Origin of the sequence: Bradyrhizobium sp. USDA 327 (genome assembly GCF_041262065.1) — a bacterium.
Classification (GTDB): Bacteria; Pseudomonadota; Alphaproteobacteria; order Rhizobiales; family Xanthobacteraceae; genus Bradyrhizobium; species Bradyrhizobium liaoningense.
In genome coordinates, this window is record NZ_JBGCCW010000001.1 from 7,611,316 (window position 1) to 7,627,577 (window position 16,262).

At 65.2% G+C, this 16,262-nt stretch carries 14 protein-coding genes and 2 pseudogenes; 8 read left to right on the forward strand and 8 right to left on the reverse strand.

The window, feature by feature from the left end:
- Positions 1–852, forward strand: a complete 852-nt coding sequence (locus tag ABIA42_RS35860; RefSeq protein WP_370116341.1) for an amidohydrolase — start codon at positions 1–3, stop codon at positions 850–852.
- A gap of 285 nt (positions 853–1,137) precedes the next feature.
- Here the strand turns inward: ABIA42_RS35860 and ABIA42_RS35865 are convergent.
- Together ABIA42_RS35865 and ABIA42_RS35870 are read right to left on the reverse strand one after the other, a co-directional pair.
- Positions 1,138–2,368: pseudogene (locus ABIA42_RS35865) on the reverse strand (ABC transporter substrate-binding protein).
- A gap of 115 nt (positions 2,369–2,483) precedes the next feature.
- The gene (locus ABIA42_RS35870) at positions 2,484–3,410 is read right to left on the reverse strand and encodes a methyltransferase domain-containing protein (RefSeq protein ID WP_370116339.1); all 927 of its coding nucleotides are present in this window, start codon (positions 3,408–3,410) and stop codon (positions 2,484–2,486) included.
- 62 nt (positions 3,411–3,472) lie between these two features.
- Between ABIA42_RS35870 and ABIA42_RS35875 the strand changes: the two genes are divergently transcribed.
- From ABIA42_RS35875 to ABIA42_RS35895, 5 genes are all read left to right on the forward strand, one after another.
- Positions 3,473–4,510 carry a ligase-associated DNA damage response exonuclease gene (locus tag ABIA42_RS35875; protein WP_370116338.1) on the forward strand — a complete coding sequence of 346 codons (1,038 nt, stop codon included), beginning with the start codon at positions 3,473–3,475 and terminating at the stop codon, positions 4,508–4,510.
- The gene (locus ABIA42_RS35880) at positions 4,507–6,168 is read left to right on the forward strand and encodes an ATP-dependent DNA ligase (RefSeq protein ID WP_370116336.1); all 1,662 of its coding nucleotides are present in this window, start codon (positions 4,507–4,509) and stop codon (positions 6,166–6,168) included. Before ABIA42_RS35875 ends, ABIA42_RS35880 begins: the two co-directional genes overlap by 4 nt.
- 266 nt (positions 6,169–6,434) lie before the next feature.
- The gene (locus tag ABIA42_RS35885) at positions 6,435–6,740 is read left to right on the forward strand and encodes a DUF6460 domain-containing protein (protein ID WP_028181545.1); all 306 of its coding nucleotides are present in this window, start codon (positions 6,435–6,437) and stop codon (positions 6,738–6,740) included.
- 21 nt (positions 6,741–6,761) lie between these two features.
- Positions 6,762–7,496 carry an MBL fold metallo-hydrolase gene (locus ABIA42_RS35890; RefSeq protein ID WP_271527267.1) on the forward strand — a complete coding sequence of 245 codons (735 nt, stop codon included), beginning with the start codon at positions 6,762–6,764 and terminating at the stop codon, positions 7,494–7,496.
- 1 nt (position 7,497) lies between these two features.
- Positions 7,498–8,823, forward strand: coding sequence for an MATE family efflux transporter (locus tag ABIA42_RS35895; protein ID WP_271527266.1), 1,326 nt, complete (start codon positions 7,498–7,500; stop codon positions 8,821–8,823).
- 142 nt (positions 8,824–8,965) lie between these two features.
- Here the strand turns inward: ABIA42_RS35895 and ABIA42_RS35900 are convergent, their stop codons facing one another.
- Both ABIA42_RS35900 and ABIA42_RS35905 read right to left on the reverse strand, forming a co-directional pair.
- On the reverse strand, positions 8,966–10,063 hold the full coding sequence (locus ABIA42_RS35900; RefSeq protein WP_028181548.1) for a quinone-dependent dihydroorotate dehydrogenase: 1,098 nt from the start codon (positions 10,061–10,063) through the stop codon (positions 8,966–8,968).
- Complete coding sequence (locus ABIA42_RS35905; protein ID WP_370116333.1) at positions 10,060–10,404, reverse strand: DUF952 domain-containing protein; 345 nt, start codon at positions 10,402–10,404, stop codon at positions 10,060–10,062. Before ABIA42_RS35905 ends, ABIA42_RS35900 begins: the two co-directional genes overlap by 4 nt.
- Before the next feature lie 294 nt (positions 10,405–10,698).
- Between ABIA42_RS35905 and ABIA42_RS35910 the strand changes: the two genes are divergently transcribed.
- Positions 10,699–11,355: a helix-turn-helix transcriptional regulator gene (locus tag ABIA42_RS35910; protein WP_370116331.1), complete on the forward strand. Its 657-nt coding sequence runs from the start codon at positions 10,699–10,701 to the stop codon at positions 11,353–11,355.
- A 137-nt stretch (positions 11,356–11,492) separates the two neighbouring features.
- The gene (locus tag ABIA42_RS35915; RefSeq protein WP_271527262.1) at positions 11,493–12,245 is read left to right on the forward strand and encodes a carbonic anhydrase; all 753 of its coding nucleotides are present in this window, start codon (positions 11,493–11,495) and stop codon (positions 12,243–12,245) included.
- A gap of 113 nt (positions 12,246–12,358) precedes the next feature.
- Here the strand turns inward: ABIA42_RS35915 and ABIA42_RS35920 are convergent, their stop codons facing one another.
- The 4 genes and pseudogenes from ABIA42_RS35920 to ABIA42_RS35935 all read right to left on the reverse strand — a co-directional run bounded on the left by ABIA42_RS35920 (position 12,359) and on the right by ABIA42_RS35935 (position 16,210).
- The gene (locus tag ABIA42_RS35920; RefSeq protein ID WP_370116329.1) at positions 12,359–13,999 is read right to left on the reverse strand and encodes a lysine--tRNA ligase; all 1,641 of its coding nucleotides are present in this window, start codon (positions 13,997–13,999) and stop codon (positions 12,359–12,361) included.
- 227 nt (positions 14,000–14,226) lie between these two features.
- Positions 14,227–15,160 (reverse strand): annotated as a pseudogene (locus ABIA42_RS35925) (transporter substrate-binding domain-containing protein).
- A gap of 240 nt (positions 15,161–15,400) precedes the next feature.
- Positions 15,401–15,991: an SCO family protein gene (locus ABIA42_RS35930; protein WP_271527259.1), complete on the reverse strand. Its 591-nt coding sequence runs from the start codon at positions 15,989–15,991 to the stop codon at positions 15,401–15,403.
- A gap of 24 nt (positions 15,992–16,015) precedes the next feature.
- The gene (locus ABIA42_RS35935) at positions 16,016–16,210 is read right to left on the reverse strand and encodes a hypothetical protein (RefSeq protein ID WP_131871839.1); all 195 of its coding nucleotides are present in this window, start codon (positions 16,208–16,210) and stop codon (positions 16,016–16,018) included.
- Between the last annotated feature and the right edge of the window lie 52 nt (positions 16,211–16,262).

A 16,262-nucleotide genomic window follows, 5' to 3' on the forward strand; every position in this document is an offset into this window, starting at 1 on the left:
ATGGTCATCGACGGCCACCAGCATTTCTGGGACCCGGCACGCGCCGACTATCCCTGGATGGAGGCGGACGAACTCGGCCCGATCCGTCGCGCCTTCGGTCCCGCCGATTTCGCGCCGCTCATGAAGGCCAACGGCATCGACGCAAGCATCCTGGTGCAATGCCGCTCCGCGCTGGAGGAGACCGAGGAGTTCCTGCACATCGCGCACGAAAATCCCTTCGTCGTCGGCGTCGTCGGTTGGGCCGATCTGACGGATGGCGCCCTCGACGAAACACTTGATCGCCTGCACGCTTTGCCCGGCGGCGGCAGGCTGGTGGGAGTTCGTCACCAGGTCCATGATGAGGCCAATCCGGATTGGCTGCTCCGCGAGGATGTGCAGCGCGGCCTCACGGCCGCTTTCGCGCGCGATCTCGCCTACGATCTCCTCGTCCGCACCCGCGAGCTGCCGGCCGCGATCGCAACCGCGCAGGCCTTTCCGCAGGCACGGTTCGTGCTGGACCACGCTGCCAAGCCGCCGATCGCCGACGGCGGCAGCGCCGAATGGACCGATGGCATCGCAGCGCTGGCGGCTTGCGGCAATGTCTGGTGCAAGATCTCAGGCCTGGCGACAGAGGCGGTCTGGAATGACTGGGATGCGGAGCGGCTGTTTCCGTTCGTCGAGCACGCCGCAAAATGTTTCGGGGAGGATAGGCTGATCTACGGCTCGGACTGGCCGGTGTGCCTGCTTGCGGGAAGTTACGGTGAGATCAAGTCCGCGCTGGAGGCCTGCCTGGCGAGGCTTGGGTCGCGCGTGCGGGACAAGGCTTTTGGTGTGAATGCGACGCAGGCTTATCGGCTGGCTATCGCCGCTTAGAGCGCGATGAAATGAGGCTCGATCGCTACAAAGATGGAGGTGCGCTCCCTCTCCCGCTTGCGGGAGAGGGTTGGGGAGAGGGTGCTTCCGCACTGGGACAATCCCCAAGTGGATAAAGCCCTCACCCGGCGCTTCGCGCCGACCTCTCCCGCAAGCGGGAGAGGTGAACGAGCCGCGGCAATCGATTGGACCTAAAGCCATTCCGCTCTAGCTCGAAGCGTCGGCGCCTTCCTCTCCTGGCGGAGCAGGAGAGGGGAAGCAACGGCCGGGGACCCGCGCCAGGTCCTATTCCGACATCGGCTTGTCGGAGATGTCCCAGTCCTTACCGGTGAAGGTGGAGATGAACAGCGTCTTCATCGGCGTGTAATTCTCGGGCGTATAGCTGTAGGTGACGCCGTCGAGGAAGTAGGGCGAGTGGAAGCCCGCGAGCGTCGATGCCTGCTTCAGCACGTTGGCGCGGGTGAGCTCGTCGCCGCAGCGGCGCAGGATCTCGCCCATGGTCACGGCCTGGCCGTAGCCGGCAAAGGCGATGGTGTTGTCGGGGTCGATCGCAGGCGTGTATTTCTTGCGCAGCTCCTCGAACGCCATCACGTCGGGGTCCTTCTCCCATTTGGGAAGGCCGACCTCCTTGTTGTAGCGGATGGCGACGATGCCGGCGGCGTTCTCGAGGCCCGCGGCGCTCAGGATGGAGCGGCCGGTCGACCCCGCCGACAGCAATTGCAGCGGCTTCCAGCCGAGCTCGGCCACTTTACGAATCGACTGCGACGACGCCTTGCCGGTCGAGATGTTGTAGAAGACGTCGGCGCCCGACTTCGAGAGGTTGATGAGCTGGGAATCGACGGTCGGCTCGGTGAGATCGTAGGTCTGCTCCATGATCACCTGAGCGGTGCCGCCGGCATCGGCCAGCACCTTCTTGAACGGACCCAGGAAGTCGCGGCCGAAATCGTCGTTCTGGTAGAGGATGCCGATCTTCGCGTTCGGCTTCACGCTGACGACGTGCCGGGCCAGGATGCGCGCCTCGGTCGGATAGAGCGGCAGGCCCGCCATCGTCCATTTGAACTCTTTCGGGTTGTTCCACTTCGACGCGCCGGTGTTGAGCAAGAGCTGCGGCACGCCCTTGGAGTTCAGGTATTTGTGCACGGCGGTCTGCGGCGCGCGTGCCGAGCGAGCCATAGAGCGCCAGCACTTCCTCTTGCTCGACCAGGCGCCGCGTCGCCTCGACGCATTTCGGCGCGCTGTAGGCGTCGTCCATGGTGAGGAATTTGACCTTGCGTCCGTTGATGCCGCCCTTCTCGTTCAGCATCTGGAAATAGGCTTCGCCGATTCGCCCGAGCACGCCGTAGAGCGAGCCGGGCCCGGAATGCGGCACGGTCTGCCCGATCTTGATCTCGGTGTCGCTGGCGCCCGCGTCGTATTTCTTCTCCGCGGCCCAGACATAAGGCGCAGGCAAGGTGGATGCAGCGATGGTGGCGAGTGCGGCGGCGCTGAAATCGCGCCGCGATGGATTCTTCGTCATTATTTGTTTCTCCCTAGCGAGTGCATTGTGCTGACATCGCAGCGCAGCTCGCAAGTGGGAAGTCGCAGCTTTGCGACGCAATGACGCTCAAATTGCGCAGTGCTAGCGCCTAGACTCAAGTTTTCTCGGCGACGACGACGAGGCCGCGCACCGGCTCGTTATTCTCCTTGCGCGGCGAGGCCGGCTCCAGTGTCAGCAGCTCGAGGCCCGCCTCGGCAATCGCGTCGCGGGCATATTCCGCTGAATGGGCATAGCGCAGGCCTTCGCCGAGCACGATGCCGCCGCCGTCATGAGTCTCCAGCGTGAAGGCGAGCACGCCGCTCGACGCGAGCACGCGTCTGGCTTCGGTGAGCACCGGTGCGAGATCGGCGAGGTAGACGAACGCATCGGCGGCGACGACGAGATTTGCGCTCGCGTCCGCCTTGGTGCGCAAGCCTTCGATCATGTCGGCGACCTCGAGCTCCGCGTAGAGGTTCGTGGCGCGCGCCTCCTTGATCATGCCCGCCGACAGATCGATGCCGACGAAATGATCGACCTGCTTGGCGAACGCGGCAGCCGCAAGCCCGGTGCCGCAGCCGAGATCGATGGTCCGCTTGAAGTAGGCCGGCTTCTTCGCCGCGCCGCGCGCGGCGAGCACAGCCTTGAAGATCAGCGCCGGGGCGCGGTAGCCGAGATCGTTGATCAGCGTGTGCTCGAAGCGTGGCGCGTACTGGTCGAACAGGGTCTGCACGTAGGCCTTGGGCATCCCCGCCATCTGTGCGTCGCCGAGCCGCATCAGGTGCAGGCCGGCGCCGTGCCGGTCCGCGGGATCGCATCGGCGCGCTTCCCGAAAGGCCGCGATCGCCTTGTCGCGCTCGCCGAGCTGCCGACGGATTTCGCCGAGCGTGAACCAGGCGGAGGTGAAGTTCGGCGCAAGCTCGATCGCCTGCTCCAGGAGGTCCGCGGCCGCCGGCAGATCGCCCTTGAGCTGGAGGTCGCGCGCGAACTCGAAACGGCGGTCGGCCATGAGGTCGCCGGAGGACAGGAACAGGCGCAGAGGCATTGGGAACCGGGAACGAAGCGGTGATGACTCGAAGATGCAGTGACGCAACCTATATAGCAGGCATGCGTCCGCAAGACATCCTGTTGCCAACTGCTGCCGGCCTGTGCTGCAAGCCCGGCGGTTTTCATATCGACCCTTTCCGCGCAGTCGAGCGCGCCGTGATCACCCACGGCCATTCCGACCATGCCCGTGCTGGCCATGGCGCGGTGCTGGCGACCCAGGAAACGCTCGACATGATGCGCCTGCGCTATGGCGAGAACTTTGCCGGATCGACGCAAGTCATCCGCTATGGCGAGGAGATCCGGCTCGGCGACGTCCGCGTCAAATTTCATCCGGCCGGCCATGTGCTGGGCTCGGCGCAGATCGCGGTGACGTGCAAGGACACCTGCATCGTCGCCTCCGGCGACTACAAGGACGCGACCGATCCGACCTGTGCCCGGTTCGAGCTGGTGCCCTGCGACGTTTTCATCACCGAGGCCACTTTTGGTCTGCCGGTGTTCCGGCATGGCGATGCCGCCGACGAGGTGAAGAAGCTGCTGGCCTCCGTCGCGCTGTTTCCGGAGCGCGCGCATCTGGTCGGCGCCTATTCGCTCGGCAAGGCGCAGCGCGTGATCGCGCTGCTGCGGCAGGCCGGCTATGACGCGCCGATCTACCTGCATGGCGCCATGGAGACGATCACGCACTACTACCAGAGCCGCGGGATCGCGCTCGGCAAGCTGAGGCCGGTGAAGGGCGTGAAGAAGTCGGCGCTTGCCGGCACCATCACACTGGCGCCGCCCTCGGCGACTTCCGATCTCTGGACGCGGCGCTTTCCCGATCCCGTCACCGCCTTCGCGTCGGGGTGGATGCGCGTGCGCGCCCGGGCGCGGCAGCGCGGCGTGGAATTGCCGCTGGTGATCTCCGACCACGCCGATTGGGACGGCCTTACCTCTACGATCGGCGCCACCGGCGCGGGCGAGATCTGGGTCACTCACGGCCAGGAAGATGCGCTGGTGCATTGGTGCCAGAGCAAAGGCCTGAAAGCGCGGCCGCTCGATCTCGTCGGCTATGGCGACGAGGAGGAGAGCGAGACGCCGATTCCAGACGAGGCCGAAGCATGAACCGCTTCGCCGAACTGCTCGACCGCCTCGCTTACGAGCCCGGCCGCAACAACAAGCTGCGGCTGATCACCGGCTATTTCCGCGAGGTCGGCGATCCCGACCGCGGCTATGCGCTGGCCGCGCTGACCGGCGCGCTCAGTTTCAAGCATGCCAAGCCCGCGCTGATCCGCGATCTCATCGCGGCGCGCACCGACCCGGTGCTGTTCGGGCTCTCCTATGATTATGTCGGCGATCTCTCGGAGACGGTGGCGCTGATGTGGCCGAAGGCCGCGCTGGCCGCCCACAACAACCCGCCACCGCCATCCCTCACCGAAGTCGTCACCACGCTGCGCACGCTCGGCAAGACCGAGCTGCCCGGACAGCTCGAACGCTGGCTTGACGAGCTGGATGAGACCGGCCGCTGGGCGCTGCTGAAGCTCGTCACGGGCGCGCTGCGCATCGGCATCTCCGCGCGCCTCGCCAAGACCGCGGCTGCCGCACTCGGCGACAAGGACCCGCATGAGGTCGAGCTGATCTGGCCGGGCCTTTCGCCGCCCTATCTCGACCTGTTCGCTTGGCTGGAGGGACGCGCCGAAAAGCCCGTCAATCGCGATCCCGCGCCGTTCCGGCCCGTGATGCTGGCGCATGCGATCGAGGACACGGATTTCGCCGCGCTCGATCCCGCCGACTACATCGCCGAATGGAAATGGGACGGCATCCGCGTGCAGGCGGTGGCGGGGCGGGACGATCGCGGCCAAATCACGGCGCGGTTCTATTCGCGCACCGGCGAGGACATCACCGGCAGCTTTCCAGACCTCGTGCCGTCGCTGCACCTGCCCGGCGCCATCGACGGCGAGCTCCTGATCCTGCGCGAGGGCCGCGTGCAGAGTTTCAACGTCCTGCAGCAGCGCCTCAACCGCAAGGTCGTCTCGCCGAAGCTGATCAAGGAGTTTCCGATCCACCTTCGCGCCTACGATCTGCTTGGCGACGACGAGAATGATCTGCGCGAGCTGCCTTTTGCCGAGCGACGCGAACGGCTGGAGAGATTCGTCGGGAAGCTCGACGATCCCCGGATCGACCTGTCGCCCACCGTCCCTTTCACAAGCTGGGACGCGCTGACCGCTGCGCGCGCCGATCCGGCAAGCGCAGGTGCCGGCGAGGACGCGGACGCCGTCGAAGGCGTAATGCTGAAGCGGCGCGATGCGGCTTATCTGCCCGGGCGGCCGAAGGGCCAATGGTGGAAGTGGAAGCGCGACCCGCACATCATCGACGCCGTGCTGATGTATGCGCAGCGCGGCCACGGCAAGCGCTCGTCCTATTATTCCGACTACACTTTTGGTGTCTGGACCGGGGGCGAGGGCGGCGACGAACTGGTGCCGGTCGGCAAGGCCTATTTCGGCTTCACGGACGAGGAACTGCTTCAGATCGACCGCTTCGTCCGCCGCAACACCACGGAAAAGTTCGGCCCCGTGCGTCATGTCGTGCACGAGGGCGACAAGGGGCTCGTGCTGGAGGTTGCGTTCGAGGGTCTGCAACGTTCGCCGCGACACAAGTCCGGCGTCGCCATGCGCTTTCCCCGCATCAGCCGCTTGCGCTGGGACAAGCCGCCGCGCGAGGCCGACCGGCTGGAAACGCTGGAGAAGATGCTGAAAGCGGAAGCGGCGGAGATTGAAGCATGAACTGTCGCCGCGAAGCCAGTGCGCTCCCTCTCCCGCTTGCGGGAGAGGGTCGGGGAGAGGGTGCCTCCGCATTGGGATTCCCCCAAGAGGCAGAGCCCTCACCCGGCGCTCCGCGCCGACCTCTCCCGCAAGCGGGAGAGGTTGCAGCCAACCCGTGGCGCGCTCGCCCGAATTAAAGTGCGGTAAGCTGATTGACGCCTCGTTGCGGGTTCCCCATGTGCCTCGCCGTGTCCTATAATGAGGTCGAATCCCCTGAGGAGTTTGCGATGGTCCAAGACGTCAGAGATTTGCCGGCCGGCCGCAGCGACGGCCTGCACCGCTTTCTCGGCGGCTCCCCGCTGGCGGTCGCGTTTCGCCTGGTCCTGCTCTCGATCCTGGTCGGCGTCGTGCTGGCCGCGATCGGCTTCGACCCCTGGAACATCATCACTAGCATTCGTCTCCTGTTCCAGCGTCTCTGGGATCTCGGCTTCGATGCCGTGAACTGGCTGTGGCGCTACTTCCTGCTCGGCGCCGTCATCGTCATCCCGATCTGGCTGCTCTCGCGCGTCTTCGGCGCGCCGCGCGGCCGGTGAGATTTTGAAGGCTCGCTGCCGATGCAATTGCGCTTTGTCGGCTGCGGCGATGCTTTCGGCTCCGGCGGCAGGCTCAACACCTGCTTCCACGTCTCCGGGCGCGAGGCCAACTTCCTGATCGATTGCGGCGCGTCGACACTGCCGGCGCTGAAGCGGCTCGAGATCGACTGCAACGAGATCGATCTGATCCTGATCACGCATTTCCACGGCGACCATTTTGGCGGGCTCCCGTTTGTCCTGCTCGACGCGCAATTCTCACGGCGGACGCGGCCGTTGACGATCGCGGGTCCGAAAGGCATCGCGGCGCGGCTTGCCCAACTGATGGAAGCGCTGTTCGAGCATTCCTCAAGGACCAAACAACGATTCGAGCTGAACGTCATCGAACTCGCCCCCGAGCAAAGCCAGAGCTTCGGCGCGGTGACGGTGACACCCTATCCGGTCGTGCACGGCGAATCCGGCGGGCCTTTCCTGGCCTATCGCATCGAGGCCGAAGGCCGCACGCTCGCCTACAGCGCCGATACCGAATGGACGGAGACGCTCATTCCGCTGGCGCATGGCGCAGACCTTTTCATCGCGGAAGCCTACATGTACGAGAAGGTGGTCAAGAACCATCTCAGCCTGAAGACCTTGGAACAGCATCTGCCCGCGATCGGCGCCAAGCGGCTCGTCCTCACCCATATGAGCGACGACATGCTGTCACGTCTGGGCGAAGTGCCGCATCTCGCTGCAGAGGACGGCATGGTGCTCGTGTTCTGACATGCACGCACCGGTTCATCCCAGGATAAGCTCCCGACAGGTGTTCTCCATCGCGGGACCGGCGATGGTCGCGAACCTGACCACGCCGCTGATCGGCGTGGTCTCGACCACCGCGATCGGACGGCTCGACGATGCCGCGCTGCTCGGCGGCGTCGCGATGGCCTCCGTCATCTTCGACTGCCTGTTCTGGCTGTTCGGCTTCCTGCGCATGAGCACGCTCGCCTTCACCGCACAGGCGCTGGGCGCCGGCGAGACGCGCGAGCAGACCGCGATCCTGGTACGCGGCTTCATCGTTGCCGGCCTGATCGGCACCGGCCTGATCGCGCTGCAACTGCCGCTGACCTCGGTGCTGTTCGACCTGATGGGCGGCAGCGAAGGCGTGACCCGCGCGGCGAAAACTTATTTCATGATCCGGATCTGGTCATCGCCATTCGCCTTCGCCAATTACGTCGTGCTCGGCTGGCTGGTCGGGCAGGCCCGCGCCAATCCAGCCCTTGCGCTCCAGGTCGTCATCAACCTCATCAACATGGTGGCGACGATCCTGCTGGTGCTTGTCTACGACACCGGCATTGCCGGCGCGGCAATTGCCGCGCTGCTCTCGGAGACGACCGGCTTCGTGCTCGGCGTGATCGTGTGCCGGCGCTATGCGGACGGTGGCTTCAGGGTGCCCCGCGCAACGCTGTTCAACCGCGCAAAGCTGATGCGTCTGCTGGCGGTGAACTCCGACATCATGATCCGCACGGCGGCGCTGATCGCCGTGTTCCTGTTCTTCACCGCCAAGGGCGCGCGCGCCGGCGACGTCACGTTGGCGGCGAACTCCGTACTCAACAATTTCCTCCTGGTCAGCGCCTTCTTCCTCGACGGCCTCGCCAACGCAGCCCAGCAGCTCTGCGGCCGCAGCTTTGGCGCGCGCGACGCCAGGGGATTTGCGGATTCGACCAAGCTGGTGCTGCTCTGGGGCCTCGGCTTCGCGCTGGTCGTCGCCGTGCTGTTCGCGCTGTTCGGCCCCAGCCTGATCAATGTTATGACGGCCAGTGAGGACGTTCGCCGCGCCGCGCGCGACTTCCTGCCGTTCATCGTGCTTGCGCCGATCCCCGGTGTGTTCGCCTTCGGCTTCGACGGCATCTATGTCGGCGCGACCTGGGCGCGCGAGATGCGCAATCTGATGCTGGCTTCGCTCGCGATCTTTTTCGGCGTCTGGCTGGCGCTGCAATCGTTCGGCAATGCCGGTTTGTGGTGCGCGCTGATCGCGTTCTACGTCGCCCGCGGCGGCTTGCAGGGTGCGCGCTATCCGGCGCTGTATCGGGCGACGTTTTCGAAGCTGTAGTTCTCGTGTCCCGGACGCGCTGCAGCGTGAAACGCCTGCTGCGCAGAGCCGGGATCCAGAGCGCCGCCACATGGGCCCCGGCTCTGCAGCCTACCACGCCGAACTCGGCGCGCTGTGCTGCGTCCGGGGCACGGAGAGGCCATCACATCCCCGGCCAGTCTTCCGCCGTGAGCGTCGCCGCGTCAGCACCGACGATATCGGAGAGCGAATCCCGGCCCGTGCGGAGCAGCGTCGAGGTCAGGTCGCGCTTGATCTCGTCGACGAGGCCGAGGCCCTTGTAGACCAGCGACGAATAGAGCTGGATCAGGCTGGCGCCGGCGCGGATCTTCGTCAGCGCGGCGCCGCCCGAGTCCACGCCGCCGACGCCGATCAGCGGGAACGCGCCCTCGACGCGCACATAGGTTTCGGCGACCATGCGCGTCGACAGGCGAAACAGCGGTCGGCCGGACAGGCCGCCTTGCTCCTTCGCCCGCACCTGCTCACGCAACGTGCTCGGCCGCGCGATCGTGGTGTTCGACACGATCATGCCGTCGACCCGGCGCGAACGCGCGACCTGGACGATGTCGTCGAGCTGGGCAAGGCTCAAATCCGGCGCGATCTTGAGCAGCACCGGCGTGTCGCCCGCCTTCTGGCGCACCCGCTCGCGGGCGTCGATCACGTGTGCGAGGAGATCGTCGAGCAGCGCGCCTTCCTGCAGATTGCGCAGGCCGGGCGTGTTCGGCGAGGAGACGTTGACGGTGAAATAGCTCGCCACCGGCGCAAAGGTCTCGATCAGCTTGACGTAGTCGGCGACCCGGTCCGGCGAATCTTTGTTGGCGCCGACATTGACGCCGACGATGCCGCCGTGCTGCGCACGCGCGGCAAGCCGGCGCAACGCAACCTCCGCACCGTCATTGTTGAAGCCCATGCGGTTGATGATCGCCTCGTCGCGCTCGAGCCGGAACAGCCGCGGCCGCGGATTGCCCTCTTGCGGCTTCGGCGTCACCGAACCGATCTCGACGAAGCCGAAGCCGAGTCGCAGCAGCGCGTCCGGAACCTCGGCGCTCTTGTCGAAGCCCGCGGCCATGCCGATCGGATTGGGAAAGTTCAGCCCGAAGGCGCGCACCGCGAGCTTGGGATCATCGGCACGCGGCTTGGCCGGCGGCAGGAAGCGCAGGCCCTGGATCGCGAGGCGATGCGCATCTTCGGGGTCGAGCCAGCGCAGCACCGGCAGCGAAAAGGCGTCGAACGCGCGGATCACGGCAAGAGCTCCGGAACATCGTGACCGCCGTCGGAGCGCATGTTGAGGCTGATCACCGCGATTACCGCGCCGAGATCGAGCTCGCCATAGAGATGCGGAAACAGATCGTCGTTGCGCGACCGCTCCCAGCGCAACTCGCTACCGAGCACGTCGCCGTCGACCTCGACCAGGAACAGCGCACGTTGCCCGAAATAGTGCTTGCGCAGGGTCTCGGGAACCTGGGCAGCAGTCGAGAAATGGATGAATCCGTCGCGCGCGTCATCCGCGCTGCCCCGGTAGGCACCCTGCCGTTCCGCCTCGCGCCAGGCCGAGGCCGGACAGATTTTGTAGATCTTGACCACCGCTTCCGCAGCCTTGTTTGTTCTTTGAGTTTTTTGGGTTTTTTCGTCTCTCGCAGGTCCGCAAAACCCGGGCGCGACCGTAAAGGCCGTTCCTTCCGAACTCAAGACTTAGAGTCTTTTCCGTTCCGATGAAATCGAAACGGGGCCCTGGATTCTTGTTTTGACGCGTTTTCGTGAGGCGAACCGGTACCCACTTCGCTTGAAAGCGCTTTCCACCACCACCTCTTGCGCGAAAAACGGAAAACCGGTTGATTTGAGGATAGTTTTCCTGAGTTGCGACGGGCTGGACCTTCCATGGTCAGACTAGCCAAAGCGCAGAGGATGCTGACTCACGACCAGATCTGGGCCGCGCTGGATCGGCTGGCGGCGCGCGCCGGATTGTCGCCGTCCGGGCTTGCCAAGCGTGCCGGCCTCGACCCCACCACCTTCAACAGGTCCAAGCGCGTCACCGCCGACGGCCGTGAGCGCTGGCCCTCGACCGAATCGATCGCAAAGGCGCTGGCCGCGGCCGGCGCCTCGATCGACAGCTTTGCGAAGTTGATTGACAATGACGGCGCGCGCGACGGGCGCTCGGTGCCGCTGCTCGGCTTCGCGCAGGCCGGGATGAGCGGCGCCTTCGACGAGGCCGGCCTTCCATCCGGCAGGGGCTGGACCGAGATCGCGCTTCCCACCACCGAGGACGGCCACACCTTTGCGCTGGAGATTTCTGGCAATGCGCTTGCGCCCGTCTATCGCGACGGCGACATCGTCCTGGTCTCGCCCGGCGCGCAGATCCGCAAAGGCGATCGCGTGGTGGTGAGGAGCAAGGCGGGTGAGGTGACGGTCGCGACGCTGAAGCGCCGCACTGCAAAGGCGCTGGAGCTTGAGCCGATCGATGGGACACAGGCCGAACGCGCGATGGCGGCGGGCGATGTGGCGTGGATTGCGCGGATTCTGTGGGCAAGCCAGTGATCGCCTTCCGTCGGCATGGTGCCGGGCGCGGTGACACCACCGCGCCGCGGCCGGCAGCGAGCGACCTTGCGACTCACCGCTCCTCTTGCATAGGCTGCAGCCGATATTGTCGATCCAGTTTGTCTTTGAGGGATAAGATGAATCGCCGTCACGCATTGAAGGCCCTGGCGGGTCTTGCGCTATGTCCGCTCTGCAAGCCGGCTTTCGCCGCCGAAGGCACGCATTGGAGTTATGAGGGCGCCGGGGGGCCGGCCAAATGGGGCGATCTCGATGCGGCCAACAAGGCCTGCGCGGTCGGCCTGCAACAATCGCCGATCGACATCGAGGCGACGATCAAGTCGCAATTGCCGGTTCTGAAGCTGAACTGGAGCAAGAGCGCCGACACCATCGTCAACAACGGGCACACGATCCAGCTCAACTTCGCCGAAGGCAGCACGCTCACGCTTGGCGACGTCAAGTACAAGCTGCTTCAGGTGCACTTTCACCGGCCGAGCGAGCACATGATCGGCGGCAAGAATTTTCCGATGGAGGCGCATTTCGTCCATCGCAACGAGGCCGGCGGGCTCGCCGTGGTCGGCGTGCTGATGACCGAGGGCAGGCCGAACGCGGCCTTCGGCAAGATCGTGAAGACCATGCCGAAGGCGGAAGGACCCGCGGTGAAGGCCGACGCGACCATCGATCCTCACGCCATGCTGCCACAGAAGCTCAGCTATTTCCGCTATCCCGGCTCGCTGACGACGCCGCCCTGCTCGGAGGTCGTCGAGTGGCTGCTGCTGACCGACCCGATCCAGGTCGCCGCCGCCGATGTCGCCGCGTTCGCAAAACTCTATCCGATGAACGCGCGGCCGGTGCAGAAGGACAACCGGCGCTACGTGCTGCGCTCGATCTGAGCTGGGGCGAGCGAAGGGTCCGTAGCCCGGATGAGCGAAGCGATATCCGGGACCTTCATTGAGGCGCCCCGGATGTCGCTACGCTCATCCGGGCTACGGGTCGTCGCTGAGCGTTACGCTGATCGCGCCAGCGCGCCGTCGATCATGTTGACGGCGTTCTGCACGCCGTACACGGCAACGAAGGAGCCGAAGCGCGGGCCTTTCTCCTGGCCGAGCAGAACCTGGTAGAGCATGTTGAACCAGTCGAGCGTGACGCCGGGGCGGCCGTCCTTGCCCTTCTTGACCTGGTCGAGGAACGGATCGCGGCGGCCGACCTCGTAGACGACGTTCTGGATGTCCTCGGCCGAAACGTCCGGCGCCAACTGCGACAGCGCATCGCGCAGATCCTGGAGCGCGGCGCGCTCGCTGTCTGTCGGCACCCGGAACTGCTTCGTCGGCGCGACGAAGTCGCGATAGTAGTTGATGGCGTAGCCGACCATCGCGTCGAGCTTCGGATGCGTCTGCGCCGTCACGCCGGGACGATAGCGACCGATGAAGCCCCACAGCGTCTCTGCATTCTCCGCGTTCGACGACGAGACCAGCGTCAAGAGCAGCTGGAAGGTGACGGGCATGTCGCCCTTCGGCGGCTTGCCGTTGTGGATGTGCCAGACCGGATTGCCGAGCTGCTGCTTGCCGTCCTGCTTGGCAAAGCCGTCGAGGAACTGCTGGTAGTCGTCGACATTGCGCGGGATGACGTCGAAATAGAGCCGCTTGGCCGCCTTCGGCTCGCGATACATGAACAGCGACAGCGATTCCGGCGAGGCATAGCGCAGCCATTCGTCGATGGTGAGGCCGTTACCCTTCGACTTCGAGATCTTCTGACCCTTCTCGTCGAGGAAGAGCTCGTAGTTGAAGCCCTCGGGCGGCGTGGCGCCGAGCGCCCTGGCGATGGCGCCGGACAGCTTCACGGAATCGATCAGATCCTTGCCGGCCATCTCGTAGTCGACTCCGAGCGCGACCCAGCGCATCGCCCAGTCGGCCTTCCACTGGCACTTGACGTTGCCGCCGGTGACGGGCGTTTCGACCTCCTGGTTCGTATCGGGATCGACATAGGTCACCGTGCCAGCCGCGACGTCGCGGCGGATCATCGGCACCTGCAGCACGACACCGGTTGTCTTGCTGATCGGAAGGAACGGCGAATAGGTCGCGCGGCGATCGGGACCCAGCGTCGGCAGGATGATCGCCATGATCTTGTCGTAGGCGGCGAGCATCTTCAGCAGCGTCGCGTCGAAGCGGCCCGACGTGTAGTAGTCGGTCGAGCTCGCGAACTCGTAATCGAAGCCGAAATGGTCGAGGAAGGCGCGAAGCCGCGCATTGTTGTGCGCGCCGAAGCTGTCATGCGTACCGAAGGGATCAGGCACGCGCGTCAGCGGCTTGCCGAGATTGGCTTCCAGCGGCGCCCTGTTCTGCACGTTGTCGGGCACCTTGCGCAGGCCGTCCATGTCGTCGGAGAAGGCGAGCAGGCGGGTCCTGATCTTGTCCTCGGTCAGCACGCGGAAGGCATGGCGCACCATCGAGGTGCGCGCGACCTCGCCGAACGTGCCGATATGCGGCAGTCCGGAGGGACCGTAGCCGGTCTCGAACAGCACCTCGTCCTTCGGGCTCTTCTTCAGCCGCGCGACAATGGCCTTCGCCTGCTCGAACGGCCAGGCGTTGGATTGTTCGGCGAGCGCACGCAGGTCGCTCGGGTTCGCGGCAATATCGATAACGGACATCAGGGGCCTCCGGGCCGCGGAAAATAGCGATTTCCGGGCAGAATGCAAAAGAACGGTTGTTGTCATTCCGGGGCGATGCGGCAGCATCGAACCCGGAATCTCGAGATTCCGGGTCTGGTCCTTCGGACCATCCCGGAATGACAATTCAACATTCTCGAGATTCTCAGGTGCGCAATTGCGCACTATAGTCCGCGCCTCGCGCACCCCGGAATGACGGGTTTGGCTGGCTAAAACGGGCTCACCGAGAAATACCGCAGCCACAGATCGGTATAGCGGCCTTTTTCCCAGACGCGGAACATCGCCCAGTTCAGGGCCTGGCGCAGCACGTCGTTGCCCTTGCGCACGGCGATGCCGATGCCTTCGCCGAAGAAGCGGCTCTCGACGAAGGGACCGCCGGAGAAGGCGCAGCAATCGCCGGAATCCGTGCCGTTGATCCAGAACGCCAGCGAGATGGCGTCGCCGAAGATGAAATCGACCTCGCCCCTGCGCAAAGCTGCGCGCATCGCATCGTCACTGGGATAGGCATGCAGTTCGGCGTCGGTGAACATCGCCTTTAGGTAGGCCTCATGCGCGGAGCCGGCGATGACGCCGACCTTCTTGCCCTCGAGATATTCGGGCCGGATCTCCGGCATGACCGCGTCCTTGCGGGAGACGAAGCGCGCCGGCACGCGGTAATACGGATCGGTGAAGTCGACGCGGGCGCGCAGCTGCGGGCTCACCGCCATCGAGGCGATGATGGCATCGCCCCGGTTGGAGGTGAGCGCGTCCACCAGCGTCTCGAAGCGGCGCATCTGCACCGTGCACGTGACCTTGATCTCCTCGCACAGGGCGCGGGCGAAATCGACGTTGAAGCCGGCCGGGTTGCCGTCTGCGCCAGTGTAGTTGAACGGCGGATAGTCGGTCTCGGTCAAAAAGCGGATCACGGTCAGGCGCGACAGGTCCGGCCGCTCCGGTCGCCGGCGCGGATCCCAGAAGCCGGGCACGGCCTGCGGGGCTGCCTGGGGGGTGGTGCTGTGGCGTGGCCTGGGGCGCCGCTGGGGGCCGCTTGGCGGGCGTCTGGGCCTCGGCGGGCAGGGCTGCGAACAGGCACGCGGCGGCGGCCAACCCCATCAGCAAGCCACGGGCAGATTTGAACGATTTCGCCTGTTGCGATGAAGCCATCGGCCGGAAATGAATGAATTTCGTTGGGATCGGAGGGCCTTATAGACCATCCGGACGGGAACGCGAGCCCGGAATGTGGCCAAGGTGAAGGTGCGCTCCCTCCCCCGCTTGCGGGGGAAGGTTGGGGAGAGGGTGTTTCCTCTGGGCGAGAGCCCCCTAGAGGAGAGAGCCCTCACCCGCGCCTTCGGCGCGACCGCAAGCGGGAGAGGTGCAACGGAGTGCGCAGCTCGAACGCAGGCCTCAGAGATACTTCTTCAACTCCGCAGCCGCCTCCTCCGGCGTCCGCTTCAAATTGAACGGCGAGACGAACCTCCCTTCGCGGTCCATCAGATAGATCAGCGCCGTGTGGTCCATGGTGTAGTCGCCGTCCTTGGTCGGGACCTTCTTGGCATAGACGCGGTAGGAGCTGATGACCTTGGCGGTCTCGGCGGGATCGCCGGACAGGCCCTCGAGGTGCGGATCGAAGCTCGACAGATAATCCTTCATGGTCGCCGGCGTATCACGCTCGGGATCGACCGAGATGAAGACGGCATTGATCTTGTCGGCATCCTTGCCCATTACGCGCAGCACCTCCGAGATTTCGAATAGGGAGGTCGGGCAGACGTCGGGGCAATGGGTGTAGCCGAAGAAGATCAGGGTCGGCTTGCCCTTGAGGCTCTTGTCGGTGACGGCTTTGCCGTTCTGGTCGGTCAGCTGGAACGGGCCGCCGATCGCGGCCGGCTGCGCCACCTTGCTCAGCCCGCCCATGGCCCAGAACAGGATCAGGAGCCCGATAACCAGGCTTGCGGCGAAGGCGGTCGCGATCACCAGCGGACGGGCAGCGGGACTCATGGGCGGAAAACTTCCTGTCGCAGGTCAGAAGCAGGCGGCAAAGCCGGTCCTGATCATTTCGAAGAACACCTGGCTGCCATAATGGAACCAGAGCGCCAGTGCGCCAATCATGACGAGACTGCCGATTGCCGCGCCGGCCCACAGCAGCACGGATGGCATCCGGCCGGCAGTGGGCGAATTGTCCGATAGCCGATGCGCTGGATGCAGTGGTTGAGCCATGACAACGATCGGGACGAAGGCCCCGGTTCCCAGGCTTTCAGATAGGCTTTGC